Here is a 26,864-nt window from a genome sequence, read left to right as displayed (position 1 = left end):
CAGGACCGACAGCTTGAAGTCGGCGCTATACGGGCCGACCTGATTGCCCGCGATGAACGTGCCATGAGCCTGGAACCAGCTAATCCAACGATGGACCATCGAATGCGCAAGCCCGCGCTGCCTGGCCAGCTGCTTGTAGCCTATATCGCCATCAAGATACTGACGGACGACGGCCAGCTTGAATTGCTCGTCATACTTTGTCATAAACCACCTAAAAGTTGGCGTCCAACTTTTAGGTGGCACTTCAGTTCTGCGAACCTGACCCCATTTTTTGAGCCGCGGCTGACTTACACCGCGGCGCCGTCTCCGCACAGCTTCAGGCTGGCGCCGCGGGGACCCGACAGGTGCGACATCAGCATGTCATGGCGCTCTTCGAGCAGGGCGAACACGGCGTCCTTCGACAGCACGTACTGGTCCAGCAGCGTGTCCTTGATCGATTCGATCACCGCCTTGTAATCGCGGATCGCGCCCAGCGTGTAGCTATAAAGCTCATCCGACTTCTCTTCCACCTGGCGCACCGAATGCTCGCCGTGCTGGTCCTGCCCCAGTTGCGAGTAGTCGATCTTCGAGCGCGAATACATCGACAGTCGGTTGACCATCAGGTTCAGCATCTTGGTGGCCTTCTCGATGTCGTTCTGGCTGCCCACCGAAATGCCGCGCGCGCCGTAGAACAGTTCCTCGGCCGCGACGCCGCCGTACAGCTGGATCACGTCCTGCTCGAGTTCTTCCAGGGTGCGCAGCGAGACGTCGTCGCCGGACTGCAGCACATAGCCCAGCGCGCCGATCTTCGACACCGACTCGGTGCTGATCTTCAGCAGGTGCGACTTCTCTTTCACTTCTTCCAGCGACATGCCCTGGCGCAGATACGGATCGATCTGCATGAAGAAGTGGCCCAGCTCGTGCAGGGCAACGCGCTCGCGCTGCTTGTGCTTTTCGGCCGTGGTGGCGCGGTCGGTCAGGCCCAGGGTCGCGCGTTCGAAGGCGCGGAACATCAGGTCGGTGTTGATGATGGTCTTTTCCTGGATCGAGATCATGCTGGCGCGTTCGACCACCGTCTCCAGCAGCGCGGGGCTGAGGTTGGCGGTCATCTCGGCGACCTGGCCGAGGTCGAGGTCATTCCAGTCGACCAGCCCGTCCTTCTTGCGCGACAAGAAGCTCTTCAGCAGCTCGCTGCGCTCGCTCTTGTTCGGCAGGCGGAAGTTGATCTTCACCGAGAAGCGGCGCAGCATCGCTTCGTCCATCTCGGACGAGGCGTCGTCGAAGTTCGACGCCACCACCCAGATCACGCCGGCGCCCTTGTCGCTCTTGACGCCGTCCAGCAGCCCGAGCAGCGTGTTGGCGGTATCGTCTTCCCACTTCTTTTCACCGCGGCCGCGCGGCATGAACAGGGTCTGCGCTTCATCGAGGAAGATGATGCAGCTGCCCTTGGCGCAGGCCTTGCGGTACAGCGCATTGAGCGCCTTCGAACCGCCGCCCACAAAACCCGACTCCAGCGCCGAACCGGACGCCTGGATCAGCGGCACGTTGAGCTTCTTGGCCAGGTAGCCGACCAGCTTGGTCTTGCCGGTGCCGGCAGGCCCGGTCAGCATCACGTTGAACGGCTTGTCGATGTTGTGCGACTTGTACTCCGCGCGGTTGCGGATCATGTCTTCCAGGTGCAGCACTTCCTGCTTGATGTCTTCCATGCCGATCAGGTCGTCCATGCTGCCTTTGAGCTTGTCCGGCGAGATGACGGACGCGTTCATGCCCATGCCCGGGATGCCGAACTTGAGGGCGTAGATGATGAAGAAGATGACCAGGATGTCGAGCGCGTGGCGCTTGAGGAAGGCGGTCGCCTCGGCGGTGGCGCTGTTTTCGCCTTCGTCGAGCAGCACGGCCTTGTGCGAGGCCAGGTATTCTTCCTTGGCGATCGAATACGGAATCGCGTTCTTGAGCAGCACTTCGCGCTCCAGGCTCAGGTGCGAGGTCGACGGCACCTTGACCACGTGCAGCTCGCTGGCGCCCTTGAACTTGAAGATATAGCGGGGCGACTCCGACAGCGGCTTGGCCACCATCAGATAGTCGAGCTGGTCCTTGCGGGCGGCCAGTTCGGTGATCTCGGAAATGTTCTGCGACTGGACGACCGGGCTAGGATCCTGCGCGACGTCGGCGCGCACGACCGCCAGCCAGACGAGCGAGGCGATCAGCAGCACGGCGGCGAGCCGCACGTACATGTTCTTGAAGGCGATCTGTAATTTGGCAAGATATGGCATGGTTCTCTTTGGACAAAAAGTGCGCGTGGCGCAGGTGCAAACAGTCTTGGATGCCGGCGGAGTCGTGGCGCGGCGGCTGGCAGGGGCATTCAAATGCCACTACGGCCAATTCATGACCGTTTGCCATCGTTTTAATGCTTGAAGGCAATACCGATGTAGTGACTATACCTTCAAAAAAAACGCAGGTCCAAATAAATTAGTGTAAAACTTCGTGTACCGCAACAAATGTGAACATTGCGGTAATTCATTCAGTTATTGAGCTGCTAAGTTAATGATGGTTTTGATAAACAAGCGCGGTGTTATTTGAAACTTCAATAATTGCACAGGCGAAAATTGACTTTAAAATCAGCCGCTTGGCGCGGTTTTTTATTATCAGTTTGATTATGTGCGCGAGCGCACTCTATCGGCCGAGCCATCATTGTAATTCGAATCGGGATTCTGGTTAACAGAGGGCATAAAAATGCCGCCGGACATATTAGATTCGCAATGGAGATTGGGATTGTGGCAATCGCGCTAAGGCGGAGCCGGCGAGCGCCGGCTCAGGCAGCAGGCGCGCACAGCGCCTGCAGTTTGGACAGAGTATTCCAGTTGCGCGAGGTGGTGGCGTCGCCCAGCGCCTTGGTCACCGCCGCGGCGGCGGCGCTGTCGAGCACGCCATCGGGGCACCAGACATAGGCGGCGCGTTCGCCGATCGCCAGCGCGCCCGGCGCCCAGTCCTGGCGCGCCAGCGGTTCGAGCAGCTTGCGCTGGTCGGCGCCGGCCAGCATGAAGGTCATCATGCGCGCATGGTCGGTGGCCTGGCCGAGCAGCGGATTGCCGTCGACCACCGCCCGCAGCTCGTCGGCGCCGAGCACCGTGACGCGCGAGGCGACCCCGAGTCGCTGCACCAGCGCCGCCTCGATCGCCGCCGCGGCCTTGCCCGGCGCGAGCCTGGATCCGCCGAACACCACGTTGCCGCTGTTGAGCACCGTGCGCACATCGGTGAAGCCCAGCTCCTCGAACAGGGTGCGCAAGTCGGCCATGGCGATGCGCTTGGCCCGGCCGACGTTGATTCCGCGCAGCAGCGCGATGCCCGGGTTCGCGCCCATCTAGCCGAGCAGGCCTTCGTCACGCATCACCTGCTGCACCGCCGGACGGGCGGCGATGCGGGCCTGGAAAGCCTGCAGGTTCGGCATGCCGGCGAGGTCCGGGCCGGTCTTCTTCGTCCAGTTGAGGATGGTAAACAAATAGCCGTCGGCCACGCTGAACTTGTCGCCCACCAGGTAGTCGCGCCCGTTCATCAGTTTGTCGGCCTGGCCGAAGCGCCTGGTGAGGTTGGCCAGCGCTTGGGTCTTGGCGTCGTCCGTGGACGCGGGATTGAACAGCGGCCCGAAGCCCTTGTGGATTTCGGCGCTGATGAAATTGAGCCACTCCAGCAAATGGTAATGCTCGACGGTGCCGGCGGCCGGGCGCAGCTGCTTGTCCTTGGCCTGGTCGGCGATGTACTGGACGATCGCCGGGCCTTCGGTCAGCATTTCGCCATTGTCGAGCACAAGCGCCGGCACGTAGCCCTTCGGGTTGATCTCCAGGTAGTCGGCGCCGCTGGCCGTCTTCTTGGCGCGCAGGTCGACCTTCTCGGTCGTGTACGGCAGGCCGGATTCCTGCAGGGCGATGTGCGGCGACATGGAGCAGGCGCCAGGGGCGAAGTACAGTTTCATAGCGATCCTTTACGAAGGGTGGGCGGCGACAAAATGGCAAGAATGGCGAGAATATAACAAAATGGCCGGCCTCGCTTGGGCGCGCGCAAGCCCTGCGTGCTAGCCCTGCGCGGTCGCCGCTTCGGCCGCCGGCTGGGGCGCCACGCGCGGCATGCGCAGGGAAAATTCGGTGCCCAGCCCCAGCGAACTGCGCGCCGTGATGGTGCCGCCGAACTGCTTGGCGACCAGGTTGTAGACGATGTTCAGGCCGAGGCCGGTGCCGCCCTGCCCGCGCCGTGTGGTGAAGAAGGGCTCGAAGATGCGGTCCAGCGCGTCCGGCGCGATGCCCTTGCCGTTGTCGGCCAGCGCGATCTCGACCATGTCGCCCGCCTGGCGCGCGCTGATCTCGATGCGCCCTTCCTGGTCGGCGCCGAACGCGTGCTCGGCGCAGTTGAGCACCAGGTTGGTGATGACCTGGGCGAAGGCGCCCGGGTAGCTGTCGAGCATGATGTCGGACGCGCCGTCGAGCTTCATGTCGATGTGGATGGTTTTCAGCTTCGGCTGCAGGCTGGTGACGATTTCCTCCACATACTCCATCAGCGCGAAGCGGCGCCGCGCCTCGCTGGTCTGGTCGACCGCGATCTGCTTGAAGCTGTGGATCAGGTGTGCCGCGCGGTGGGCGTTGTTCATGATCAGGCGCGCGCTTTCGGCCGCCGTGTCGAGGTAGCGCAGCACCACCGATTTTTTCAGGCCGCCGTCGGCCACCGCCGCCTGCATCTGGTCGGTCGCGTCCTTCAGCACCGAGGCGCTGGTCAGCGCGATGCCGACCGGCGTGTTGATTTCGTGGGCGACGCCGGCCACCAGGCCGCCAAGCGAGGCCAGCCGCTCGGCCTGCAGCAGCGACTCCTGGGTCTGGCGCAGGTCGTCCAGCGCCTCGGCCGTCTGGCGCGCCGAGGTGCGCGCGGCGTCCTCGGCTTCGCGGATGCGCACGATGGTCGATTTCAGGCGGCGCTGGATCTGGTTGAAGCCGCGGATCACTTCGCCCAGCTCGTCGCGCCGGTTTTCCGGCAGTTCCTCGACCTCGCCGCCGCCCCGCGTGGCCAGCTCGAACAGGCCGTCGCGCAGGCGCCGCAGCGGCCGGAACACCACCCGCAGCGCGAGCGACAGCGCCAGCACCAGGATCACGTCGAGCACCAGCACTTCGATCACCCGGCGCGTCAGCTCGGACGCCAGCGCGGCGTCGATCTGGGCGCGGCTGAAGGTCACCACCACTTTGCCCACCGGCACCGGGCGGATGCTGGTGCCGGTCGAGCCGGCGTCGCGAAATTCCAGCGCGGCCTCGACCGGCGTGCCCGCCGGCGCGACCCGGGCCGAGGGCACCAACGCGCCGTTGGCGCCGCGCTGCTTGCCGGCGAACAGCCCGACGGCGCTGTCGTAGACCCGGATCGACACCACCTCCGGTGGCAGCATTTCGGCTTCGAGGATGGTGTCGACCTTGGCCTTGTCGAGGTCCCACAGCGCCGACGGCAGGCTGATCTGCAATCGCGTCAGCACGCCATCGCGCAGGCGCTGGTTGCTGGCCTCGAGTTCCTTGCCCAGCGAGTACTGGGCGTAGGTCCCCGAGATGCTCAGCACCAGCGTGACGATCAGCACGAACAGCAGTTGCAGCCGGCTTTGAATACTGAACATTCGATCCTTCCGGGAACGCGCGGGGTTGCTTCCAATGTAAGGGAAGCCCTGCGCCTTGGCAAGGGAGCATGAACCGCCGGAAACTTTCGCTCGGCGCCGGACTGCGATGGTAAAATTACATCATCGTAATGGAGGATCAATGAGTTCAGCTTATCAGCATCTGCCGCTGTCCGAAGTCAGGCCGGGCATGGTGCTTTCCGATGTCCTGCTCGACCAGCAAGGCCAGGTGCTGCTGCCGCAAGGCGCGGTGCTGACCGCGCCGATCATCGCGCTGCTGCCGCGCCACGGCATCGAGATGCTGGCCGTGCGCACCGGCGAGGCCGACGCCGTCCCGGCGCCCGATGAAGCCACGGTCAAGGCCCGCCTCGGCCGCCTGTTCCGCAACAACGACATCGACAATAACGACGACTGGGCCACCGGCATCCTGCACCATTACGTCGAAGACTATCGGCTGGGCCGGGAGATCGAACAATGAGCGCCCCGATCACGCTCGACGACGTCGTCGCGCGCCTGCGGGACCTGCCGTCGCTTCCCGCGGTGGTGATGGAGCTGCTCACCGCGATCGACCAGGACGACGCCGACATCTCGGTGCTGGCGAAAAAAGTGTCGCACGACCAGGCGCTGACGGCCAAGACGCTGCGCCTGGCCAACTCGTCGGCCTATGGGCTGCAGGTGAAAGTCACCACGATCCAGCAGGCGCTGACTTTCCTCGGCTTCCAGACCACGCGCAACCTGATCACCGCCGCCGCCGTGACCGGCTGCTTCGCCCAGGGCCAGTGCGCCGGCTTCAATGACAAGGCGTTCTGGCGCCATTCGATCGCCACGGCCGCCTGCGCGCGGGTGCTGGCGCGGCGCATGCGCTTCAACCAGGATTATGCGTTTACCGCCGGGCTGCTGCACGACATCGGGCGCCTGGTGCTGGTCAGCACCTATCCGCAGCAATACGCCGAGGCGATCGCCCTGCGCGCGGCGAAAGACTGCGAGATGCTCGACGCCGAACGCGCCGTGCTGGGCGTGGACCACGTCGCGGCCGGGGTCGCGCTGGCCGGGCACTGGAATTTTTCGGACACGATGAAGCAGGCGATCGCCCAGCATCACGATCCGGAAGCGCCGGGCGCGGGATTTTTGGCCACGATCATCCACGTGGCGAACGCGATCGTCCATGCGCTCGACCTGGCGGGCGAGGAAGACGACCTGGTGCCGCCGGTCTCGGCGGTGGCGTGGAACGCCCTCGGCCTCAACGAAGAAGCCTATCTGCACGTGTTCCGCGAAACCGAACTGCAGTTCGAGGAAATTTCCGCCGTCCTGATGGCGTGACCCACCGGAGGCTGGGCACAAGCGTGCCCGGCGGCGCGCGCGGCGCCCTTACGGCGCCGAACCGCTGCCTGCTGAAGGCATGACGGCGCCGGCCGCCATGCCCGCGGCATCAATGGGCATAGTTGCCGGTGGTGGCCGCAGGCTCCGCGGCCGCCGCCTTTTCCTCCGCCTTTGGACGGCCCTGGGCGTCCGACAGACGATACTTGGTCCGGCGATCGCCCATCAAATCGCGCAGGTCGCGGATGCTCATGCCCGTCACTTCGTGCATGCGGATCAGCAGCGAGGCGCCGACCGGCAGGCGGTGGTGGCGGATCTTGCTGATGACCGGCGGGGCCACCTCGAGCATGCGCGACAGGGCAGCGTCGTTCTTCAGCTGCATTTTGCCGAGCAGAATATCGAGCAGGTGGTTCGGGTTGTAGCTTTCTTGGGATGCAAGCGCATGGTGTGCCATGATTTACCTCGTGTGTGTTGGTTAAAATAATTCTGCTACGAACATTGTTAAAGACTATCTTTCGTCTACCTAAGTTCCCGGAAAAACAGTGAAAGCCTGATCACGGACCGTGGTTCGATCGTGCGCTGCCGCTTTTCCCCGGGTCGATTGCGCATCGCGCTACTCGCTCCCCGCCGAACTTGTTAAACAAACAAATTATCAGACTCATACGCCATCAGTACATCCGACCTTGGCAACGCCCACCTTGTTTGAAATCAAGCTATCGTACGGAAAACTTGTCACAACGTCATTTCAACACATTGGGGCAATCTGTGGCGCACGCAAGACTTTTCTTGTATTAATTTTGCGCTTCACGATTCCGCTGGAACCCATTGATTTACAACAGGAAATAACTCCAAGCCAATCAAGCAATCGTTAATGTTTTCGGCCGGAAACGGGTCGTATCATTTACTCAAACCAATATCTTTAATTAAAGTTTGCACCACTTTATTTCTTTAACTCATGATGTTCCTGTAAATAGTGTTTCAAAACGTTAGCGAAATCGCCAGGTGCAGGCGTTCGTCCCCCGGGTGCGATTTACGGTAAACTGACAGGCCAAGTTGTCATGTCGTCAGCACAGATCAGAAAACCCTCCATGCAGAAAAAAGTATTCATCAAGACCTTCGGCTGCCAGATGAACGAGTACGACTCGGACAAGATGGCCGACGTGCTCGGCGCCTCGGACGGCCTGGTACGCACCGACACGCCGGAGGACGCCGACGTGATCCTCCTGAACACCTGCTCGGTGCGCGAAAAGGCGCAGGAAAAAGTGTTTTCCGACCTGGGCCGCCTGCGCGAACTGAAACTGGCGCGGCCCGACCTCCTGATCGGCGTCGGCGGCTGCGTCGCCTCGCAGGAGGGAGAGGCGATCGTCAAGCGCGCGCCCTATGTCGACATGGTGTTCGGCCCGCAGACCCTGCACCGCCTGCCGCAGATGATGCGCGAGCGGCGTTCCAGCGGAGCGTCGCAGGTCGACATCAGCTTCCCGGAAATCGAAAAGTTCGACCACCTGCCGCCGGCCCGCAAGGACGGCGCCGCCGCCTTCGTGTCGATCATGGAAGGCTGCAGCAAATATTGCAGCTACTGCGTGGTGCCCTACACCCGCGGCGAGGAAGTGTCGCGCCGCTTCGAGGACGTGCTGGCCGAAGTGGCGGGCCTGGCCGCGCAGGGCGTGCGCGAGATCACCCTGCTCGGGCAGAACGTGAATGCCTTCCGCGGCGAGATGGAAGGCGGCGAGGTCGCCGACTTCGCGCTGCTGCTCGAATACGTCGCCGAGATTCCCGGCGTCGAGCGGATCCGCTTCGTCACCAGCCACCCGAAGGAATTCACCCAGCGCCTGATCGACGCCTACGCGAAAATCCCGCAGCTGGTCGACCACCTCTACCTGCCGGCCCAGCATGGCGCCGACAAGGTGCTGGGCGCCATGAAGCGCGGCTACACCGCGCTCGAATACAAGTCCATCATCCGGCGCATCCGCGCGGTGCGCCCGAACATGTCGATCTCGTCCGACTTCATCGTCGGCTTTCCCGGCGAGACCGACGCCGATTTCGAGGCGATGATGAAACTGATCGCCGACGTCGGCTTCGACACCAGCTACAGCTTCATCTTCAGCAAGCGCCCCGGCACGCCGGCCGCCAGCCTGGCCGACGACACGCCGCACGAGGTCAAGCTGGCGCGCCTGCAGCGCCTGCAGGCCGCGATCGACGCCAACACCCGCAAGTTTTCAGCGGCGATGGTCGGCACCGTGCAGCGCATCCTCGTCGAAGGCGCCTCCAAGAAAGACGCCGGCGAGCTGCAGGGCCGCACCGAGAACAACCGCGTGGTCAACTTCGCCGCGGGCGAGCACTTCGACGCGCTGGTCGGCCAGATGGCCGACGTGCGCATCACCGAAAGCTTTAACTACACCTTGCGCGGCGAATTGGTCGCCAGCGCCGACATGATCGCGAAAGCCAGTTGAAAACCAAGACCCCGATCCAGCCGTCCTACTTCATCCCCGAGCCGCTCGATAACTCCCGCCTCGCGCACCTGTGCGGGCCGCTCGACGAGAACCTGCGCCAGATTTCGGCCGCGCTCGACGTCACCATCTTCCGCCGCGGCGAAAAATTCATCGTCAGCGGCAGCAACGCCGAGCGCGCGGTGGAGATCCTCGAGCGCTTCTACGCGGTGGCCAACAAGATCGTCCCGATCGAGGAAGTCCAGCTTGCGCTGGTGGAGCAGCGCTCCGGCCTGACGCCGGCGCTGACCAGCCCCGATCCCGATCCGGAGCATCCGGACATGAGCGAGCACACCACCCCGGTGCTCAAGACGCGCCGCTCCGACCTGCGCGGGCGCACGCCGCACCAGATCGCCTACCTGCGCGCGATCCTCGAACACGACATCGCGTTCGGCGTCGGCCCGGCCGGCACCGGCAAGACCTACCTGGCGGTGGCCTGCGCGGTCGACGCGCTCGAACGCGACGCGGTCAAGCGCATCGTGCTGACCCGTCCCGCCGTCGAAGCGGGCGAGCGGCTCGGCTTCCTGCCCGGCGACATGGCCTCCAAGGTCGATCCCTACCTGCGCCCGCTGTACGACGCGCTGTACGACCTGCTCGGCTTCGACCGCACCCAGAAGATGTTCGAGAAACAGGTGATCGAGATCGCGCCGCTGGCCTACATGCGCGGCCGCACGCTGAACCACGCCTTCGTGATCCTCGACGAGGCGCAGAACACCACCGTCGAACAGATGAAGATGTTCCTGACCCGGATCGGCTTCGGCAGCAAGGCCGTGATCACCGGCGACGTCACCCAGGTCGACCTGCACAGGACCCAGCAGAGCGGCCTGATCGACGCGGTCCACGTGCTCAAGGACGTGCGCGGCATCGCCTTCACCCAGTTCTCCAGCGCCGACGTGGTGCGCCATCCGCTCGTCGCGCGCATCGTCGACGCCTATGAATCCGCAGCTTCGATCCAGGACCTGGTCGCGCTGCCCAAACCGGCCGCCCGCAATGTCCGAAAAAAATAAACTCTCGCTGACGGTGCAGTATCCCGACGACCGCCTCGAAGCGACCGTCACGCGCGCCAAGCTGCGGCGCTGGGTGCAGGCCGCCCTGCTCGGACCGGCCGAACTGACCGTGCGCTTCGTCGCCGAAGACGAGGGGCGCATGCTGAACAAGCACTATCGCGCCAAGGACTACGCCACCAACGTGCTGACCTTCGCCTACAACGAAGGCGAGGAAATCGGCGACGACGAGCCGACCCGCGCCGACATCATCCTGTGCACCGACGTGCTGGAACGCGAAGCGGCCGAACAAAAGAAGACGGTCGAGGAACACGCGGCGCACCTGGTGGTGCACGGCGTGCTTCACGCGCAGGGATACGACCACGAGCTCGACGACGATGCGAGCGAGATGGAAGACTTCGAGCGCGACATCCTCGAGTCGCTGGGCTTCCCCGATCCCTACGCCGCATAAGTCCACATCCCGTCACATTTGTTGCAATCGGTTACGTCTCATATGTACGTAATCGCACCGTAGCGCACGCCCCTGATTTGGTCCAATGGTTCCTTCCTTACAAGAACCAGAAGACAGGAGCGTGCTTATGCAACCATTACAAGAACAGAACGGCTCGCTGTGGCTGGACACCTCCAGCATGCCCACCTTCGCGCCGCTCGACGGCGACCAGGCGGCAGACGTGTGCGTGATCGGCGCCGGCATCGCCGGACTGACCACCGCCTACATGCTGCTGCGCGAGGGAAAATCGGTGGTCGTGATCGACAGCGTCGGCGTGGCCGCCGGAGAATCCGGCCGCACCACCGCGCACATGTTCCCGCCCGACGAACGCTTTGCTGGGCTCGAGCGCATGCTGGGCGCCTCGAAGACGGCGCTGCTGGCCGACAGCTACCGCCGCGCCACCGACTGCGTCGAATCGATCGTGCGCGCCGAGCAGATCGACTGCGACTTCGAGCGCCTCGACGGCTACCTGTTCAACCCGCACGGCAAATGGGACGCGGTGCTGGAGGCGGAATACGCCATCACTTCGCGCCTGGGCCTCGACGTGCGCCGCCTCGAGCGCGTGCCGGGACTGCCGTTCGACACTGGCCCATGCCTGCGCTTCGCGCGCCAGGCGCAGTTCCATCCGCTCAAATACCTGGCCGGCCTGGCGCGCGCCATCACCACGCTGGGCGGACGCATCTGCGGCGGCACGACGGCGGCGACGATCGAAGGCGACGCCGGCCTGCAGTCGGTCCGCACCGCGCACGGCGACATCAATGCCCGCGCCGTGGTCATCGCCACCAATGCGCCGTTCGACCGCCGCTTCGCGCCGCGCGACCGGCAGCAGGCCTACCAGAGCTACGTGATCGGCCTGCGCGTTCCGAAGGACGCCCTGCCGCGCGTGCTGATGTGGGACACCGGCACTCCGTACTACTACGTACGCCTGGCCGCGGCGGCGCCGGGCGCCGCGCACGAACTGCTGATCGTCGGCGGCCAGGACCATGTGAAGAGCGACGCCATCGACCCACAGCGCCGCTATGCCGAAATCGAAGCGTGGGCGCGGGCGCGCTTTCCCGGCGCGGGCCAGGTCGAGTACCAGTGGTCGGGGCGCATCATGGAGCCGCACGACGGCATCGCCATGCTGGGCCACTACCCGGTCGACCAGTCCAACGTCTACATCATCACCGGCGACTCCGGCAACGGCATGACCTACTGCACCGCCGGCGCGATCCTGGTGGCCGACCAGATCCTCGGGCGGCCCAACCGCTGGACCGACCTGTATTCGCCGACGCGGACATCGTTGCAGCGCTGACGGCGGCGACAACGGCGGGGTCAGTTCCGGCGGACCTGACCCCAGCCCTTGGTCCGCGGCTTTTCCAGTACCAGGAACGCCGCCACACCTGCCTAAAAAACGGGCATTTGCAGTTTTAGTGTATCCTACGCCAACCGAAACAACGGCTCACGCCAACTATGCCAGAGCACCCTACGGACGTCCGCACGGACGCCAAACCCCACCGGTCACTGTTTGAACGACTGACCGCACTGATCTCCCCCGAGCCCGAAAATCGCGACGAGCTGCTCGAAGTGCTGCACGACGCGCACGAGCGCAACCTGATCGACGCCGACGCGCTGTCGATGATCGAGGGCGTGTTCCAGGTCTCCGACCTGTCCGCGCGCGACATCATGATCCCGCGTTCGCAGATGGACGTGATCGACATCGGCAAACCAATCGAAGAATGGATGCCCAGCGTGCTGGGCACCGCCCACTCGCGCTTCCCCGCCATCGAGGGCGAGCGCGACAAGGTCGTCGGCATCCTGCTGGCCAAGGACCTGCTGCGCTACTACGCCGAAGAATCGTTCGACGTGCGCGACATGCTGCGCCCCGCCATCTTCATCCCGGAGTCGAAGCGCCTGAACGTGCTGCTGCGCGACTTCCGCGCCAACCATAACCACATGGCCATCGTGGTCGACGAGTACAGCGGCGTGGCCGGCCTGATCACCATCGAAGACGTGCTGGAACAGATCGTCGGCGACATCGAGGACGAATACGACTTCGACGAGGAAGAGGACAACGTCCTGTCGATCAAGGAAGGCCAGCTCGGGCCGCGCTGGCGCGTCAAGGCGCTGACCGAACTCGAACAGTTCAACCAGGAACTCGGCTCGTCGCTGGTCGACGAGGACGTCGACACCATCGGCGGCCTGGTCGCCAACCACCTCGGGCGCATGCCGCACAAGGGCGAGCTGTTCGACATCGACAACCTGCGCTTCGAAGTGCTGCGCGCCGACGCCCGCCAGATCCACGTGCTGCTGGTCGAGCGCCTGCCGCTGGCCGAGGACGAACACGACTGATGCTGCGCCGTCCTCGCGCAGCCCCTACCTACGCCGGCGCCACGCCGCGCGGCACCGCCTGGCCGATGCTGTTCGCAGCCATCGCCGGCGGCCTGTCGCTGTTCACCTTCGCACCGTTCGGCTCCTGGCCGCTGCAGTTCCCCCTGCTCGCCTTCGTGTTCTACCAGGTCGGCATGGACACCTCGGTGCGCCGCGCCGGCTGGATCGGCTGGGCCTTCGGCCTGGGCTGGTCGGTGGCCGGCATGCACTGGCTGTACATCGCGATGAACCGCTTCGGCGGGCTGGCCGCGCCGCTGGCCGCGCTGGCGATCCTGCTGCTCGGCGCCTACATGGGATTGTTCGCATCGTTCGCGATGGGCTTCGCGGCATGGCTGAGGCGCCGCTGGTCGCTGCCGGTGGCCAGCTTCCTGCTGCTGGTGCTGCCGGTGACCTGGGGCGTGTCCGAATGGATGCGCGGCTGGGTGTTCACCGGCTTCCCCTGGGCCGCTTCCGGCTACGCCCACCATAACAGTCCGCTGTCCGGCTACGCGCCCATCGTCGGCGTGTACGGCATCGGCGTGCTGGTCGCGCTCTGTTCGAGCTGCCTGGCGATGCTGACCCAGCGCGCGCGCTGGCAGGCGATCGGCCTGCTGTGCGCGATCATGGCGGCCGGCTTCGGCCTCAGACACATCGACTGGACCCGCCCGCACGGCGGCCTGCTGTCGGTGCGCCTGTTGCAGGGCAATGTGCCGCAGGGCGAAAAATTCGAAGCGCCCTACATATTAAAAGCGCTCGACCTGTTCCGCGAGATGATCACCGCGGCGCCGGCCGACCTGATCGCCACGCCGGAGACGGCGGTGGTGCTGTTCCCGCAGCAGCTGCCGCCCGACTACCTGCCGGGCCTCGCGAAGTTCGCGCGCGACAGCGGCAGCAGCCTGCTGTACGGGATTCCGCTGACCGACAGCCCGACCCGCTTCTCCAACAGCGTGGCCGGCATCGGCCCGGGCGGAGAGACCTACCGCTTCGACAAGCACCACCTGGTGCCGTTCGGCGAATTCGTCCCGCAAGGCTTCCACTGGTTCGTCCAGATGATGCAAATCCCGCTGGGCGACTTCACCAGCGGCCCGGCGGTGCAGGCGCCGTTCGCCGTCAAGGACCAGCGCGTGCTGCCCAACATCTGCTACGAGGACGCGTTCGGCGAAGAAATCGCCGACCAGCTGCGCAATGCGCCGCAGCCGGCCACGATCCTGCTCAACTCCTCCAACCTGGCCTGGTACGGCGAGTCGGTCGCGATCCCGCAGCACCTGCAGATTTCGCGCATGCGCTCGATGGAGACGGGGCGCCCGATGCTGCGCGCGACCAATAGCGGCGCCACCGCCGTCATCGACCCGCACGGCAAAGTGCTGGCCGTGCTGCCGCCCTACCAGCGCGGCGTGCTGTCGGCGCGCGTGCAGGGCATGGAAGGCTTCACCCCGTACATTCGCTTCGGCAACTATTTATTCCTGGCGCTGGGCGCGCTGGCCCTCGCCGCGGCGTGGTTTTCCGGACGAAGCTTCCGGAAAGCCGCGGCGCAGTGAGGTTTTGGCATTTACGTTCCCAGCCGTCGCGCAAAACCCGCTAAAATTGGTCGTTTAGCAAATTCACCTACTGCCCGCGCCTACTCGCGCGGCTCCACGCCACGATGCTCACATTCCAACAAATTATCCTGACCTTGCAAACCTACTGGGACAAGCAAGGTTGCGCCCTGCTCCAGCCGTACGACATGGAAGTCGGCGCCGGCACTTTCCACACCGGCACCTTCCTGCGCGCGATCGGCCCGGAGCCATGGCGCGCCGCCTACGTGCAGCCGTCGCGCCGCCCGAAGGATGGCCGCTACGGCGAAAACCCGAACCGCCTGCAGCACTATTACCAGTACCAGGTTGTGCTCAAGCCGGCGCCGGAAAACATCCTCGACCTGTATCTCGGATCGCTCGAAGCGCTGGGCCTGGACCTGAAGCAGAACGACGTGCGCTTCGTCGAGGACGACTGGGAAAGCCCGACGCTGGGCGCCTGGGGCCTGGGCTGGGAAGTCTGGCTGAACGGGATGGAAGTGACCCAGTTCACCTACTTCCAGCAGGTCGGCGGCCTCGATTGCAAGCCGGTGCTGGGCGAGATCACCTACGGCATCGAGCGCCTGGCGATGTACCTGCAGGGCGTCGAAAACGTCTACGACCTGGTGTGGACCGAGTGGGAAGAGAATGGCGTTAAAAAGACGCTGTCGTACGGCGACGTCTACCACCAGAACGAAGTCGAGCAGTCGACCTACAACTTCGAGCACGCCAACACCGAGCTGCTGTTCGCCGCCTTCGCCAACCACGAAGCCGAGGCGAAGCGCCTGGTCGAACTGGCGCTGACCTTGCCGGCCTACGAGCAGATCATGAAGGCTTCGCACAGCTTCAACATGCTCGACGCGCGCGGAGCCATCTCGGTGACCGAGCGCGCCGCCTACATCGGCCGCGTGCGCACCTTGTCGCGCCTGGTCGCGCAGGCCTACTACGACTCGCGCGAAAAGCTGGGATTCCCGATGGCGCCGCGCGCCTCGCAGGAAGCCGCCTGAGCCCACGACCTATAAGAACAGAACCATGAACCAGACATTACTCGTCGAACTGCTGACCGAAGAACTGCCGCCGAAGGCGCTCGTCAAACTGGGCGCCGCTTTCGCCGCCGGCATCGAGCAGGGCCTCAAATCGCGCGACTTCCTCGACGCCGACAGCGTGACCACCGCCTTTGCCACGCCGCGCCGCCTGGCGGTCTCCATCACCAACGTGCGCGCCGCTTCGCCCGACAAGTCGATCCGCGAAAAAGTGCTGCCGGTGTCGGTCGCGCTGGACGCCGACGGCAACCCGACCGCGCCGCTGGCCAAAAAGCTGGCCGCGATGGGCCGCGCCGACGTCACCGTGGCGCAGCTCGAACGCGCCGCCGACGGCAAGGCCGAGAGCTTCTTCTACACCTACACCGCCGAAGGCAGCGCCCTGGCGGCCGGCCTGCAGGCCGCGTTCGACGACGCGCTCGGCAAACTGCCGATCCCTAAATTAATGAGCTACCAGAGGCCAGGCGGCGCCACCGTGCAGTTCGTGCGCCCGGCCCATTCGCTGATCGCGCTGCACGGCGAAGAGATCGTGCCGCTGGCCGCGCTGGGCCTGTCCGCCGGCCGCACCACGCTGGGCCACCGCTTCCTTTCGGCCGGCCAGCCGATCTCGATCTCGCATCCGGTCAATTACGCCGGCATGCTGGAAAACGAAGGCAAGGTCATCGCCAGCACCGCGCAGCGCAAGGACGCGATCCGCGCCGCGCTGCTGGAAAAGGCCGGCGCCGACCAGGTGCTGATGCCCGAGTCGCTGCTCGACGAAGTGGCCGCGCTGGTCGAATGGCCGGTGGTCTACGAATGCCGCTTCGAGGACGAGTTCCTGGCCGTGCCGCAGGAATGCCTGATCCTCACCATGCAGACCAACCAGAAATACTTCGCGCTGACCGACACCGCCGGCAAGTTGCGCTCGCGCTTCCTGATCGTCTCGAACATCGCCACCGACACGCCCGAGGCCATCGTCGGCGGCAACGAGCGCGTGGTGCGCCCGCGCCTGTCCGACGCCAAGTTCTTCTTCGAGCAGGACAAGAAGAAGTCGCTCGAATCGCGCCTGCCGCTGCTGGCCAACGTGGTCTACCACAACAAGCTGGGCACCCAGGCCGAGCGCACCGAGCGCGTCACCCGGCTGTCCGGCGCGATCGCCAAACGCCTCGGCTACGACATGCTGCTGGCCGAGCGCGGCGCGATGCTGGCCAAGGCCGACCTCCTGACCGACATGGTCGGCGAATTCCCCGAACTGCAAGGCATCATGGGCGCCTACTACGCGCGCCACGACGGCGAGCACGAGGAAGTCGCGCTGGCCGCGTCGGAACACTACCAGCCGCGCTTTGCCGGCGACGCGCTGCCGTCCACCGCCACCGGCACCGCCGTGGCGCTGGCCGACAAGCTCGAAACCCTGGTCGGCATCTGGTCGATCGGCCTGGCGCCGACCGGCGACAAGGACCCGTTCGCGCTGCGCCGCCACGCCTTGGGCGTGCTGCGCATGATGCTGGAAAAGCGCCTGCCGCTGTCGATCGGCGAGCTGCTGGCCGACGCCGCCTCGGTGTTCGACTACCGCAAGGACTTCAAGGATCCGTCCGCCGACGTGAAGGGCTTTTTCATCGATCGCCTGCGCGGCATCCTGCGCGAGCGCGGCTTCTCGGCCAACGAAGTCGAAGCGGTGGTGGCGCAGGACCCGGACCGCCTCGACGACATCGTGCAGCGCCTGGAAGCGGTCAAGGCCTTCGCCGAGATGCCCGAAAGCGCTTCGCTGGCCGCGGCCAACAAGCGGATCACCAACATCCTGAAGAAGGCCGAGGGCGCCATCGGCACCGTCAGCGAGGGCCTGCTGCAGGAAGACGCCGAGAAGAAGCTGGCCGCCAGCGTGGCGCGCGTGCGTCCCGAAGTCGATGCCGCTTTCGCCCGCGGCGACTTTACGGGCACGCTGAAGACGCTGTCGCAGCTGCGCGACGACGTCGACGGCTTCTTCAACGACGTCATGGTCAATGCCGAAGACCCGGCGCTGCGCAACAACCGCCTGGCGCTATTGTCCCAGCTGCACGGCATGATGAACCGCGTCGCCGACATTTCGAAACTGGCAGTCTGATTTTTATGAAACTAATCATCCTGGACCGTGACGGCGTCATCAACCACGACTCGCCTGACTTCATCAAGTCGCCGGCCGAGTGGATTCCGATCCCCGGCTCGCTGGAAGCGATCGCGCGCCTGAACCAGGCCGGCTACCGCGTGGTGATCGCGTCGAACCAGTCGGGCATCGCGCGCGAACTGTTCGACATGACCATCCTGAACGCGATCCACCAGAAGCTGCACGCGCGCGCGCAAATGGTCGGCGCGACGATCGACGCGATCTTCTTCTGCCCGCACGCGGCGATCGACAACTGCGACTGCCGCAAGCCGAAGTCCGGCATGTTCGAAGAAATCGCCAAGCGTTTCAAGGTCAGCCTGCGCGGCGTGCCGACCGTGGGCGATTCGCTGCGCGACCTGCAGTCCGGCTTCAAATGCGGCTGCGCGCCCTACCTGGTGCTGACCGGGAAAGGCCAGAAGACTTTCGAAACCGGCGGCCTGCCGCCCGGCACCGAAGTATTCCCCGACCTCGCCGCGATGGTCAACGCGCTGCTCAAAGCGCCGCTTCCCTCGCCAAACTGATAGCCCTCCCGGAGACTGACTTTGCGTAATATCGGCCTGTTCCTGCGTTCCCTGCTGTTCACCATCGTCATGGTGGTCGCCACCGTGGTCTGGGTGTTCGTGTGCCTGCTGGCCGCGCCGCTGCCCTACAACACGCGCTACTGGGTGACCTCGCGCTGGAACGTGTTCGTGATCTGGTGCGCGAAAGTCATTTGCGGCATCCACTACCGCTTCAAGGGCTACGACAACCTGCCGGACGCGCCGGCCATCGTGCTGTCGAAGCACCAGTCGGCATGGGAAACCATCTTCCTGCTGCCTAGCCTGACGCGCCCGCTGGTGTATGTCTTCAAGAAGGAGATTTTGTATATTCCCTTCTTCGGCTGGGGCATGGCGCTGCTGCGCATGATCCCGATCGATCGCAGCCAGGGCAAGAACGCCTTCAAGCACGTGGTCGCCCAGGGCAAGCGCCGCCTGGCCGACGGCCAATGGATTATCATGTTCCCGGAAGGGACCCGCATCCCGGTCGGGCAAGCGGGAAAATATAAAAGCGGCGGCACCCGGCTGGCGGTGGAGACCAACACGGTGGTGGTCCCGATCGCGCATAATTCAGGTGAGTGCTGGCCCAAGAACTCGTTCCTGAAACGTCCCGGTGTGATCACGGTCTCGATCGGCAAGCCGATCTCGCCTGATGGCCACACTCCCGACAGCATGATGCAAGAGGTAGAAAATTGGATAGAGTCAGAAATGCGCGTCATTTCGCCCCACGCCTACAGCGCTGGCTGAGCGGGGTCGGCGACTTAATCCGGGCCAACGCGCCAAAGCAGGACATGAAGTCGCCCGGCGTCGACGGCCAGCTCGAACTGTTCGCGCAGGATTTCTTCGCGGCGCTCGAGCCGTCCGCTTCGCCTTCGCCGCCGCGCGCGCTGTTCAAGGCGCCGCCGGCGCCGCCCCGCATCACTCTCCCTCCACCGCCGCGCGCCCCCGACGCGCCGCCGCTGCGCAGCATCGTTCTCGGCTCCCACACGATCGACTACTCGCTGCGCCGCTCCTCGCGCCGCTCGATCGGCTTCATGATCGACGACGACGGCCTGCGCGTCACCGCGCCCAAGCGCATCACCCTGGCCGAAATCGACAACGCGATCCGCGCCAAGCAGCGCTGGATCCTGGCCAAGCTGCACGAACGCGGCGAACGGCGCGCGCTGCGCCAGCAGAAGCCGCCGGTGCAATGGGTCGACGGCGCCGAACTGCCGTTCATGGGCGGCGAGATCGTGCTGCGGCTCGAGCCGGCCGCGCGCAGCCATTGCCGCTTCGACGAACAGGCGCGCCAATTGTGCGTCGGCGTGGCGCCCGGCCTGTCGGAATGGCAGCTGCAGCAGCGCGTGCGGCTCTGGCTGCAGGACGAAGCGAAGCGGGTGTTTGCGGAGCGGCTGGATATTTACGCCGCGCGCCTTGGCGTGAGCTACAGCTCGATGACGCTGTCGTCGGCCGGCACACGCTGGGGTTCCTGCTCGGTCGAGGGCAGCATCCGACTGAACTGGCGCCTGATCCACTACGCGCTGCCCCTGATCGACTACGTGGTGGCGCACGAACTGGCGCACCTGTTGGAAATGAACCACAGCGCGCGCTTCTGGGCGGCGGTCGAATCGGTGTATCCGGATTACGACGGCGCCAAAGCGGCGCTGCGCAAGCGTTCGCAGGAACTCCCGGTCATCTTCCCCGACTGAGTCCTTACTGCGCGGCCTTTACCCAGGCTGCATACATGCCCAGGTTGGCGGACTGGCCGCGGTCGAGGCAGCGCTCGGGAATCGGCAGGGTGCCGCGCCGCAGCACCATCAGGCGCCCGCGCGCATAGCTGCGAATCGCCGATACGTCTTCCCATCCGATCAAGGTCACGCCGCCCGGCCCCGTGCGAACGATGCCATGGCGGTCGATGGTGAATTCGTAGGTGTGGCGCGAACGCCCCTGCATCACGAAATGGAAGGCGGCCGACCAGGTGCTCTTGAGGAGCATGTACCAGCTGGTCGGCGCGCGGATGCGGCGCCGGCGAATCAGGTTGCGCCCGTGATGCCACATGAAGCTGACGTATTCGGACAAGGTGTAGCGCACCTCGAACGCCAGCGGCTGCAGCTGGTCGTCGTCGATTTCATGCAAGGCGGGTAACGCGGGAGGCGAAGATTGGACCGAGTGCGTGGTGGGCGGATCGATGTGCTGCTGAACCAGGAGGGCTACCGGCTTGCGGCCGCCGACCGGCTTCGGATGATTGAACCACAACATGCGAACCCCGTCTGTCCGGATGGATCGGACCTGAAAAAACACATGGTATCAAATTAGTAAATATGACGTCGCAACAGTTCAACCGTGCGCGCGGTCGCGCCGCGATGACGGTTGGCGAAGGCCGCTGCGCGCTGGCCCATCGCGGCGCGCTCGGCGCCGTTTTCCAGCAAGCGCGAGGCCTGCGCCAGCATGTCGCCGGCGTCGCGCACGCGCTGCGCGGCGCCCGCCGCCACCGCTTCGTCGCTGATTTGCGCGAAGTTGAAGGTGTGCTCGCCGATCAGCACCGGCTTGCCCAGCGCGCAGGCTTCGATCAGGTTCTGGCCTCCCAGCGGCAGCAGGCTGCCGCCGATGAAGGCGCAGTCGCTGGCGGCGAAGTAGGCGAACATCTCGCCCATCGAGTCGCCCAGCATCACCTGCACGTCCGCGCCCACCGCGCCGGCCTCGGAGCGCCGCGCCAGCGTGAGGCCGCGCGATTGCGCCAGCTTCGCCACGTCGTCGAAACGCTGCGGATGGCGCGGCACGATCAGCAGCAGCATGCCGGCCGGCCGCGCTTGCATGCGCGTGAAGGCGTCCAGGATCAGCGTCTCCTCGCCCTCGCGCGTGCTGGCGCACAGCAGCACCGGCCGGCCGCCGATGCGCCCGCGCAGCGCCGCGCCGGCGTCGATTGCGCTTGGCGGCACCACCACGTCGAACTTGATGCTGCCAGTGACTTCGACGTTCGGCACGCCGAGCGTGCGCACGCGGCGCGCGTCGTCTTCGGTCTGCGCCGCGACCAGCGTGATCGCGCGCGCCGCATCGGTCATCAGGTGGCCCAGGCGGCCGGCGCGCTGCAGCGAGCGTTCCGACAGGCGCGCGTTGACCAGCGCGACCGGCACGCCGCGTTTGGCGCACACGGCGATCAGGTTCGGCCACACCTCGGTCTCCATCAGGATGCAGATGCGCGGCGTGAAGTGGCGCATGAAGCGCCACACCATCGGCGCCAGGTCGTACGGCAAATAGGACTGCTGGAGGCGCTGGCCGTGGCGCGCGAACAGCGCGGCGCCGGTGGCGCGTCCGGTCGGCGTCATGTGCGTCATCAGGATGCGGCTTTCCGGATAGGCCGCCATCAGGGCGTCGACCAGCGGCTCGGCGGCGCGCGTCTCGCCCACCGACACGGCGTGGATCCAGATCGTGTGCCAGCCGGCGCCCTGGTCGCCGTAGCGCCCGAGGCGCTCGCTCCAGTGCTTGCGGTAGCCCGGCTCGCGCAGGCCGCGCCACCACAGGCGCCCGAGCACCAGCGGCAGCGCCAGGCGCCACAGCAGCGAGTAAGTGGAACGGTTCATGCGGCGCCGATCAGGCGCGCGCAGGCGCTGGTGACGTCGTCGACCGACGGCGGTTGTCCCTTGTCGCCCAGGTTGACGATGCGCGGCGACCAGTTGCCCTCGGTTTTCCACTTGGGCGAGTCGCAATACAGTTCGATGGTGGGCCGCAGGAAGGCGGCGGCGATGTGGGTCAGGCCGGTGTCGACGCCGATCGCCAGCGCCGCATTGCGCGCCAACGTCACCGCTTCCATCATCGACAGCCTGGGCAGCACGATCGCGTCCGGGATGCCGGCGGCGATCAGTTCGGCCTCGCGCTTTTCGTCTTCCGATCCCCACGCCAGCAGCACCGGCATCGGCGCCAGCCAGCGGCCGGTGGCGATCCAGTTCGCGGCCGGCCATTTCTTGGCGGCGCGCGCGGTGCCGTGGAAAAAGACGGCGTATGGCGCTTCCGGCATCCAGTGCGGGCGCTGCGACAGGTCCGGGCCAGGCAGGCCGAAATCGGGCTGCGTGTCGACCGCGTAGCCCAGCGCCGCGCCGGCCACCAGGCGCCCGCGCGCGACCGCGTGGGTGCGCGGATCGAGCGCGATGCTGTCGGTGTGGAAGATGCGCGAAATGCCTTCGTAGCCGGATCCTTCGCTGCCGTTGGCCAGGCCGACCTTGCGCCCACCCGGCGCCAGCCGCGCCGCGCCCATGATCACGCCGGTCTTGAGCAGTCCCTGGGTGTCGAACACATAGTCGTAGCGCTCCGCCCGCACCGCGCGGAAGAAGGCGGCGATTTCGGCGCGCGTGGCTTTCGAGCCGAGGCTCTTGCGCCAGCGCCGCAGCGCGAACGGGATGATGTTGCGGACGTGGGGATTCAGGCGCACCAGGCTGACGTAGCCCTCCTCCACCACCCAGTCGATCGTCGCGTCAGGATGGCGGCGCAGGATATCGGCCACCATCGGCAGATTATGCAGGACGTCGCCGAGCGACGAGACGCGTACCAGCAGGATCTTCAAGCGCAGCCCGGCAATCAGAACGGCAGCCTGGCGTCCGGCCGGGCGGCGAGGATCGCGCGCCTGAACTCGGCCTGGATGCGCGCCAGCGCGGCCTGCGATTCGGCTTCGAAGCGCATCACCACCACCGGCGTGGTGTTCGACGAGCGCGCCAGGCCGAAGCCGTCGGCGTACTCGACGCGCAGGCCGTCGATCGTGATGATGCGCTCGTTGCCGGCAAACGGGTCTTTGCGCAGTTGGTCGATCAGCGCGACGTTCTCGCCTTCGGCCAGTTCGAGGTGCAGTTCGGGCGTGCTGTCCGACTGCGGCAGCGCGTTCAGCAGCGCCGACGGGTCTTCCACGCGGGTCAGCAGCTCGAGCAGGCGCGCGCCCGAATACAGGCCGTCGTCGAAGCCGTACCAGCGGTCGGAGAAGAAGATATGGCCGCTCATTTCGCCGCCCAGCGGGGCGCCGGTCTCGCGCAGCTTGGCCTTGACCAGCGAGTGGCCGGTCTTCCACATCAGCGGCTCGCCGCCGTGCTGCGCGATCCACGGCGCCAGGTGGCACGTGCATTTGACGTCGTACAGGATCTGCGCGCCAGGATGGCGGGTCAGCACGTCGGCCGCGAACAGCATCATCTGGCGGTCCGGATAGATGATCTGGCCGTCCTTGGTGACCACGCCGAGGCGGTCGCCGTCGCCGTCGAAGGCGATGCCGATTTCGGCGTCGCTGGTGCGCAGGCATTCGATCAGGTCCTGCAGGTTCTCGGGATGGGCCGGATCCGGGTGGTGGTTCGGGAAGTGGCCGTCGACTTCGCAGAACAGTTCGATGACTTCGCAGCCCATGCCGCGGAACAGGTCGCCCGCGAAGGCGCCTGCCACGCCGTTGCCGCAGTCGACCGCGATCTTGATCGGGCGCGCGAGCTTGACGTCGCCGATGATGCGCTCGAGGTATTGATCGCGGATGTCGCGGGTGCTGTAGGCGCCCTGCCGCGCGGCGGGCTGGCCGTCGTGGGCGGCGATGTCGGTGTACAGCGCGGTGATGGTCTCGCCGTGGATCGCTTCGCCGGCCAGCACCATCTTGAAGCCGTTGTAGTCGGGCGGGTTGTGGCTGCCCGTGACCATGATGCCGGACGTCGCGCCGGTCACCTTGGTGCCGTAGTAGACCATCGGGGTCGCCACCACGCCCAGGTCGATGACGTCGACGCCGGCCGCCTGCAGGCCCTGCGCCAGCGCGCCGGCCAGTTCCGGTCCCGACAGGCGGCCGTCGCGCCCGATCACCACGCTGCGTTCGCCTTTGGCCAGCACGGCCCGGCCGAATGCCTGGCCGATCTGGCGCGCCACGCCGGCGTCGAGGGTTTTGCCGATTACACCGCGAATGTCATAAGCCTTGAATATCGATTTTGAAAGCGCAACCATGAATTATCTGCCTTGAACGAAACGAGCCGGATCGGGGAATTGCGCGCGCCATCCTAGGACCAGGAGCGGCGGACGACGGGAATGCGGGGGTATTGTAGCGGCAAGCGGGGGGCTTGGGAAATGCGCACCCGCGGAACTTGCCGCTATTGGGCAGAAAACCGGACAAACCGGCCCTGCGGGAGAATCAGACGCGCAGCTTGTCGATCGATTTGCCGCCTTCGACCCATTCCTTGACCCATTTCGGCTGGCGGCCGCGGCCAGTCCATTGCTGCGACGCGTTATCCGGATGACGGAAACGTACCGCCACGGTGCCGGTCTTTGCGCGCACGCCGGCGCCGATCAGGTCCTTCAGTGGTACGCCGACGCTTTGCGCAATTGCGAGGATCTGCTCGCGCGCTTTCGCCACTTCCTGGTGTTCGCGCTTTTTCATTTCCTGCTTGATCTGGTCCTGCAGATTGCGCAAATCACCGACCGACATATTCGAGAGATCCATCATTGTTCCTTAGAAGTTGAGTTATAACGACATTAGCAAAATTCTCACCAATTGTCGCAATATACTACATCCACATTTAAATGCTAGTCCTTCTTGCTCCAAATCAGCCAGCGCGGCGACTTGAATCGAACAATACGCGCATACAGCCATACGTAGCTGACGATAAACAATAAACAGAACAGTATCAGGACTTCGGTATGACGCCAGAAAAGCGTGGCCGGAATTACCGCCATCAGCGATAGCAGCCATAAATACGGCGAGGTCAGCGCATTTCGCCGCGCCAGCGCGCGCCCTTCCTTGCGGCCCACCGCCCATTGCACCACGCGCCGGAAAATCAGGCTATGCAGGTGAATACCATCGGGCATCGCGGGCGATGTGCCACGCACGAACATGCGCCGATAAGCGGAGAATATCGTCTCGAATGCGGGGTAAATCAGCAGCAATGCCGCGTACCAGGTGGACACCTGCGGATTGCGCACCACCAGCAGCAGCGCCAGTTCGCCCAGCATGAAACCGAGGAAGTAGGCGCCGCCGTCGCCGAGAAAAATCAGTCCGACCGGATAATTCCAGATCAGGAAGCCGGCGGTGGCGCCGGCCACCATCAGCGCCGCCACCACCACCATCACATCGCCTACCTGCGCCGCCACATAGGCGAGCGACACCAGCATGCAAATGGTGACCACGCTGGCCAATCCATTAAACCCGTCGATGATATTCACGGCATTCGCGATGCCCGCCACCGCCAGGACGGTCAGCGGCAATATCAGCCAGGCGTGGCGCAGCGGCCAGGAGCCGAACGGAATATCAATCCGGTCGAGCCGGGCGTCGATCAGATAATACGCCGCCAGGGCCGCCGCCATGGTTAACAGCAGGCGCCGCGCGGCGCTGACTTTGCCGGTAAAGTCCTCCGCGATCCCGCCGATAAAGGCGATCGATGCACACAGCAACAGCGATAACAGCGAATTGGCCAGCGCCGGCACGCGCCAAATGGAAATGGCGGCGCTGAACAATACCGCTATAAAAATTGGAATACCGCCAATTCGCGCCACGTTATGCGCATGGACTTTCTGTACCCCGTCGAAATCCGAATCGAGCGCTCTCCCGCGCAGCCGTACCTGCTTGATCACCAGCAGTGACAACAAGGCGGAAAAGAAGAAACTGACGAGAAAAGAAAACATTATTCTTTCGCAAAGAAAAATCCCCAACGCCGGCCCGCGCGGCATTGCTCGCTGCAAAAAATGTGATATTCAATTTATTCAAATGCATAACTCGCCGCGCGTTTCCCAACTTGGGGAAAAGGCCAATTCGCAGGCGGCGTCGACACTGGCGGGCGGCGCTGGGCGCAGCCCGCGAATATCACTGGAACACCTCGGCGTCGGCCAGCAAGGTGCCGCGGCTGTCCTTGGCCGACACGATCGGTTCCCCCGCCAACGGCCACTCGATGGCCAGCGCGGGATCGCTCCACAGGATCGAGCGTTCATGTTCCGGCGCCCAGTAATCGGTGTTCTTGTACAGGCACTCGGCGCTGTCGCTGGTCACCACGAAGCCGTGCGCGAAGCCGGGCGGCACCCAGATCTGGCGCCGATTTTCCGCCGACAGTTCGACCCCGACCCAGCGCCCGAAAAACGGCGACGCGGCGCGCAGGTCGAGCACCACGTCGAAAATCGCGCCGGCGGTGACACGCACCAGCTTGCCCTGCGGCTGGCTGATCTGGTAGTGCAGGCCGCGCAGCACGCCCCGGGCCGATTTCGAATGATTGTCCTGAACGAAATTGACGCGCTGGCCGGTGACTTCCTCGAACCTGCGCGCGTTGAAACTTTCGTAGAAAAAGCCGCGCTGGTCGCCGTAGACTTGCGGTTCCAGCACCAGCACTTCCGGGATAGCGGTCGGAGTAACTTTCATGGGAGAGACCTTGTAAAGTGAATTGCGGCAAAC

The 26,864-nt window shown here is 64.9% G+C and carries 26 protein-coding genes; 13 read left to right on the top strand and 13 right to left on the bottom strand.

The genetic code is table 11. The features are described from left to right. From AC1D02_RS19945 to AC1D02_RS19925, 5 genes are all read right to left on the bottom strand, one after another. A partial coding sequence (locus AC1D02_RS19945; protein WP_477320094.1) for a transposase occupies window positions 1-204 on the bottom strand: 204 nt, incomplete at its 3' end. 83 nt (window positions 205-287) lie between these two features. Next, entirely contained in the window at window positions 288-2,252 is a 1,965-nt protein-coding gene (locus tag AC1D02_RS19940; RefSeq protein ID WP_477320092.1) for an AAA family ATPase, read from the bottom strand. Window positions 2,253-2,791: 539 nt separating this feature from the next. Then, window positions 2,792-3,340: a DUF1697 domain-containing protein gene (locus AC1D02_RS19935; RefSeq protein WP_477320090.1), complete on the bottom strand. Its 549-nt coding sequence runs from the start codon at window positions 3,338-3,340 to the stop codon at window positions 2,792-2,794. Then, window positions 3,341-3,949 (bottom strand): glutathione transferase GstA, encoded by a 609-nt coding sequence (gene gstA, locus AC1D02_RS19930; RefSeq protein ID WP_477320088.1) that lies wholly within the window; start codon window positions 3,947-3,949, stop codon window positions 3,341-3,343. Window positions 3,950-4,048: 99 nt separating this feature from the next. Continuing rightward, window positions 4,049-5,617: a sensor histidine kinase gene (locus AC1D02_RS19925; protein WP_477320086.1), complete on the bottom strand. Its 1,569-nt coding sequence runs from the start codon at window positions 5,615-5,617 to the stop codon at window positions 4,049-4,051. Between the two features lie 139 nt (window positions 5,618-5,756). Between AC1D02_RS19925 and AC1D02_RS19920 the strand changes: the two genes are divergently transcribed. Beyond that, window positions 5,757-6,092, top strand: coding sequence for a hypothetical protein (locus AC1D02_RS19920; RefSeq protein WP_477320084.1), 336 nt, complete (start codon window positions 5,757-5,759; stop codon window positions 6,090-6,092). Continuing rightward, the gene (locus AC1D02_RS19915) at window positions 6,089-6,934 is read left to right on the top strand and encodes an HDOD domain-containing protein (RefSeq protein WP_477320082.1); all 846 of its coding nucleotides are present in this window, start codon (window positions 6,089-6,091) and stop codon (window positions 6,932-6,934) included. Before AC1D02_RS19920 ends, AC1D02_RS19915 begins: the two co-directional genes overlap by 4 nt. Before the next feature lie 109 nt (window positions 6,935-7,043). On the opposite strand, the gene AC1D02_RS19910 is transcribed toward AC1D02_RS19915, so the two are convergent. Then, window positions 7,044-7,385 (bottom strand): hypothetical protein, encoded by a 342-nt coding sequence (locus AC1D02_RS19910; protein WP_477320080.1) that lies wholly within the window; start codon window positions 7,383-7,385, stop codon window positions 7,044-7,046. Window positions 7,386-8,019: 634 nt separating this feature from the next. On the opposite strand from AC1D02_RS19910, the gene miaB reads away from it, so the two are divergent. The 11 genes from miaB to AC1D02_RS19855 all read left to right on the top strand — a co-directional run bounded on the left by miaB (window position 8,020) and on the right by AC1D02_RS19855 (window position 20,193). Continuing rightward, a complete protein-coding gene (gene miaB, locus AC1D02_RS19905; RefSeq protein ID WP_477320078.1) occupies window positions 8,020-9,381 on the top strand; it encodes a tRNA (N6-isopentenyl adenosine(37)-C2)-methylthiotransferase MiaB in 1,362 nt (453 codons plus the stop codon). Next, complete coding sequence (locus tag AC1D02_RS19900) at window positions 9,378-10,424, top strand: PhoH family protein (RefSeq protein ID WP_477320076.1); 1,047 nt, start codon at window positions 9,378-9,380, stop codon at window positions 10,422-10,424. The genes miaB and AC1D02_RS19900 overlap by 4 nt, the downstream gene beginning before the upstream one ends. Then, window positions 10,408-10,872, top strand: coding sequence for an rRNA maturation RNase YbeY (ybeY, locus tag AC1D02_RS19895; RefSeq protein WP_477320074.1), 465 nt, complete (start codon window positions 10,408-10,410; stop codon window positions 10,870-10,872). The genes AC1D02_RS19900 and ybeY overlap by 17 nt, the downstream gene beginning before the upstream one ends. A gap of 127 nt (window positions 10,873-10,999) precedes the next feature. Next, window positions 11,000-12,205 carry an NAD(P)/FAD-dependent oxidoreductase gene (locus AC1D02_RS19890; protein ID WP_477320072.1) on the top strand — a complete coding sequence of 402 codons (1,206 nt, stop codon included), beginning with the start codon at window positions 11,000-11,002 and terminating at the stop codon, window positions 12,203-12,205. 158 nt (window positions 12,206-12,363) lie between these two features. Beyond that, window positions 12,364-13,242 (top strand): HlyC/CorC family transporter, encoded by an 879-nt coding sequence (locus AC1D02_RS19885; RefSeq protein WP_477320070.1) that lies wholly within the window; start codon window positions 12,364-12,366, stop codon window positions 13,240-13,242. After that, window positions 13,242-14,798 carry an apolipoprotein N-acyltransferase gene (gene lnt, locus AC1D02_RS19880; protein ID WP_477320068.1) on the top strand — a complete coding sequence of 519 codons (1,557 nt, stop codon included), beginning with the start codon at window positions 13,242-13,244 and terminating at the stop codon, window positions 14,796-14,798. Before AC1D02_RS19885 ends, lnt begins: the two co-directional genes overlap by 1 nt. 104 nt (window positions 14,799-14,902) lie before the next feature. Further along, complete coding sequence (gene glyQ / locus AC1D02_RS19875) at window positions 14,903-15,817, top strand: glycine--tRNA ligase subunit alpha (RefSeq protein ID WP_477320066.1); 915 nt, start codon at window positions 14,903-14,905, stop codon at window positions 15,815-15,817. A 25-nt stretch (window positions 15,818-15,842) separates the two neighbouring features. Continuing rightward, window positions 15,843-17,930: a glycine--tRNA ligase subunit beta gene (gene glyS / locus AC1D02_RS19870; RefSeq protein ID WP_477320064.1), complete on the top strand. Its 2,088-nt coding sequence runs from the start codon at window positions 15,843-15,845 to the stop codon at window positions 17,928-17,930. Window positions 17,931-17,935: 5 nt separating this feature from the next. Next, window positions 17,936-18,490 carry a D-glycero-beta-D-manno-heptose 1,7-bisphosphate 7-phosphatase gene (gene gmhB, locus AC1D02_RS19865; protein ID WP_477320062.1) on the top strand — a complete coding sequence of 185 codons (555 nt, stop codon included), beginning with the start codon at window positions 17,936-17,938 and terminating at the stop codon, window positions 18,488-18,490. 21 nt (window positions 18,491-18,511) lie between these two features. Next, the gene (locus tag AC1D02_RS19860; RefSeq protein WP_477320060.1) at window positions 18,512-19,252 is read left to right on the top strand and encodes a lysophospholipid acyltransferase family protein; all 741 of its coding nucleotides are present in this window, start codon (window positions 18,512-18,514) and stop codon (window positions 19,250-19,252) included. Window positions 19,253-19,296: 44 nt separating this feature from the next. Continuing rightward, entirely contained in the window at window positions 19,297-20,193 is an 897-nt protein-coding gene (locus AC1D02_RS19855; protein WP_477320058.1) for a M48 family metallopeptidase, read from the top strand. 4 nt (window positions 20,194-20,197) lie between these two features. Here AC1D02_RS19855 and AC1D02_RS19850 read toward each other — a convergent pair whose 3' ends face one another. From AC1D02_RS19850 to rfbC, 7 genes are all read right to left on the bottom strand, one after another. Further along, window positions 20,198-20,743: a YcxB family protein gene (locus AC1D02_RS19850; RefSeq protein WP_477320056.1), complete on the bottom strand. Its 546-nt coding sequence runs from the start codon at window positions 20,741-20,743 to the stop codon at window positions 20,198-20,200. Window positions 20,744-20,796: 53 nt separating this feature from the next. Continuing rightward, window positions 20,797-22,065, bottom strand: a complete 1,269-nt coding sequence (waaA, locus tag AC1D02_RS19845; protein WP_477320054.1) for a lipid IV(A) 3-deoxy-D-manno-octulosonic acid transferase — start codon at window positions 22,063-22,065, stop codon at window positions 20,797-20,799. Beyond that, window positions 22,062-23,042 (bottom strand): lipopolysaccharide heptosyltransferase I, encoded by a 981-nt coding sequence (gene waaC, locus AC1D02_RS19840; RefSeq protein ID WP_477320052.1) that lies wholly within the window; start codon window positions 23,040-23,042, stop codon window positions 22,062-22,064. Before waaC ends, waaA begins: the two co-directional genes overlap by 4 nt. Before the next feature lie 14 nt (window positions 23,043-23,056). Continuing rightward, window positions 23,057-24,436, bottom strand: a complete 1,380-nt coding sequence (locus tag AC1D02_RS19835) for a phosphomannomutase/phosphoglucomutase (protein ID WP_477320050.1) — start codon at window positions 24,434-24,436, stop codon at window positions 23,057-23,059. Window positions 24,437-24,620: 184 nt separating this feature from the next. Continuing rightward, a complete protein-coding gene (locus tag AC1D02_RS19830; RefSeq protein ID WP_305512133.1) occupies window positions 24,621-24,929 on the bottom strand; it encodes an H-NS histone family protein in 309 nt (102 codons plus the stop codon). A gap of 83 nt (window positions 24,930-25,012) precedes the next feature. Beyond that, window positions 25,013-26,107 carry an MraY family glycosyltransferase gene (locus AC1D02_RS19825; RefSeq protein ID WP_477320048.1) on the bottom strand — a complete coding sequence of 365 codons (1,095 nt, stop codon included), beginning with the start codon at window positions 26,105-26,107 and terminating at the stop codon, window positions 25,013-25,015. A gap of 178 nt (window positions 26,108-26,285) precedes the next feature. Further along, a complete protein-coding gene (gene rfbC, locus AC1D02_RS19820; RefSeq protein WP_477320046.1) occupies window positions 26,286-26,831 on the bottom strand; it encodes a dTDP-4-dehydrorhamnose 3,5-epimerase in 546 nt (181 codons plus the stop codon). Window positions 26,832-26,864 lie beyond the last annotated feature (33 nt).

This window comes from Massilia sp. P1_C10, assembly GCF_056406475.1.
This window is presented reverse-complemented; position numbering and strand designations above follow the sequence as displayed.

Coding starts and splice junctions, on each gene's coding strand:
- AC1D02_RS19940 (WP_477320092.1), bottom strand. CDS start 2,252: ATGCCATATCTTGCCAAATTACAGATCGCCTTCAAGAACATGTACGTG.
- AC1D02_RS19935 (WP_477320090.1), bottom strand. CDS start 3,340: ATGGGCGCGAACCCGGGCATCGCGCTGCTGCGCGGAATCAACGTCGGC.
- gstA (WP_477320088.1), bottom strand. CDS start 3,949: ATGAAACTGTACTTCGCCCCTGGCGCCTGCTCCATGTCGCCGCACATC.
- AC1D02_RS19925 (WP_477320086.1), bottom strand. CDS start 5,617: ATGTTCAGTATTCAAAGCCGGCTGCAACTGCTGTTCGTGCTGATCGTC.
- AC1D02_RS19920 (WP_477320084.1), top strand. CDS start 5,757: ATGAGTTCAGCTTATCAGCATCTGCCGCTGTCCGAAGTCAGGCCGGGC.
- AC1D02_RS19915 (WP_477320082.1), top strand. CDS start 6,089: ATGAGCGCCCCGATCACGCTCGACGACGTCGTCGCGCGCCTGCGGGAC.
- AC1D02_RS19910 (WP_477320080.1), bottom strand. CDS start 7,385: ATGGCACACCATGCGCTTGCATCCCAAGAAAGCTACAACCCGAACCAC.
- miaB (WP_477320078.1), top strand. CDS start 8,020: ATGCAGAAAAAAGTATTCATCAAGACCTTCGGCTGCCAGATGAACGAG.
- ybeY (WP_477320074.1), top strand. CDS start 10,408: ATGTCCGAAAAAAATAAACTCTCGCTGACGGTGCAGTATCCCGACGAC.
- AC1D02_RS19890 (WP_477320072.1), top strand. CDS start 11,000: ATGCAACCATTACAAGAACAGAACGGCTCGCTGTGGCTGGACACCTCC.
- AC1D02_RS19885 (WP_477320070.1), top strand. CDS start 12,364: ATGCCAGAGCACCCTACGGACGTCCGCACGGACGCCAAACCCCACCGG.
- lnt (WP_477320068.1), top strand. CDS start 13,242: ATGCTGCGCCGTCCTCGCGCAGCCCCTACCTACGCCGGCGCCACGCCG.
- glyQ (WP_477320066.1), top strand. CDS start 14,903: ATGCTCACATTCCAACAAATTATCCTGACCTTGCAAACCTACTGGGAC.
- glyS (WP_477320064.1), top strand. CDS start 15,843: ATGAACCAGACATTACTCGTCGAACTGCTGACCGAAGAACTGCCGCCG.
- gmhB (WP_477320062.1), top strand. CDS start 17,936: ATGAAACTAATCATCCTGGACCGTGACGGCGTCATCAACCACGACTCG.
- AC1D02_RS19855 (WP_477320058.1), top strand. CDS start 19,297: ATGAAGTCGCCCGGCGTCGACGGCCAGCTCGAACTGTTCGCGCAGGAT.
- AC1D02_RS19850 (WP_477320056.1), bottom strand. CDS start 20,743: ATGTTGTGGTTCAATCATCCGAAGCCGGTCGGCGGCCGCAAGCCGGTA.
- waaA (WP_477320054.1), bottom strand. CDS start 22,065: ATGAACCGTTCCACTTACTCGCTGCTGTGGCGCCTGGCGCTGCCGCTG.
- AC1D02_RS19835 (WP_477320050.1), bottom strand. CDS start 24,436: ATGGTTGCGCTTTCAAAATCGATATTCAAGGCTTATGACATTCGCGGT.
- AC1D02_RS19830 (WP_305512133.1), bottom strand. CDS start 24,929: ATGGATCTCTCGAATATGTCGGTCGGTGATTTGCGCAATCTGCAGGAC.
- AC1D02_RS19825 (WP_477320048.1), bottom strand. CDS start 26,107: ATGTTTTCTTTTCTCGTCAGTTTCTTCTTTTCCGCCTTGTTGTCACTG.
- rfbC (WP_477320046.1), bottom strand. CDS start 26,831: ATGAAAGTTACTCCGACCGCTATCCCGGAAGTGCTGGTGCTGGAACCG.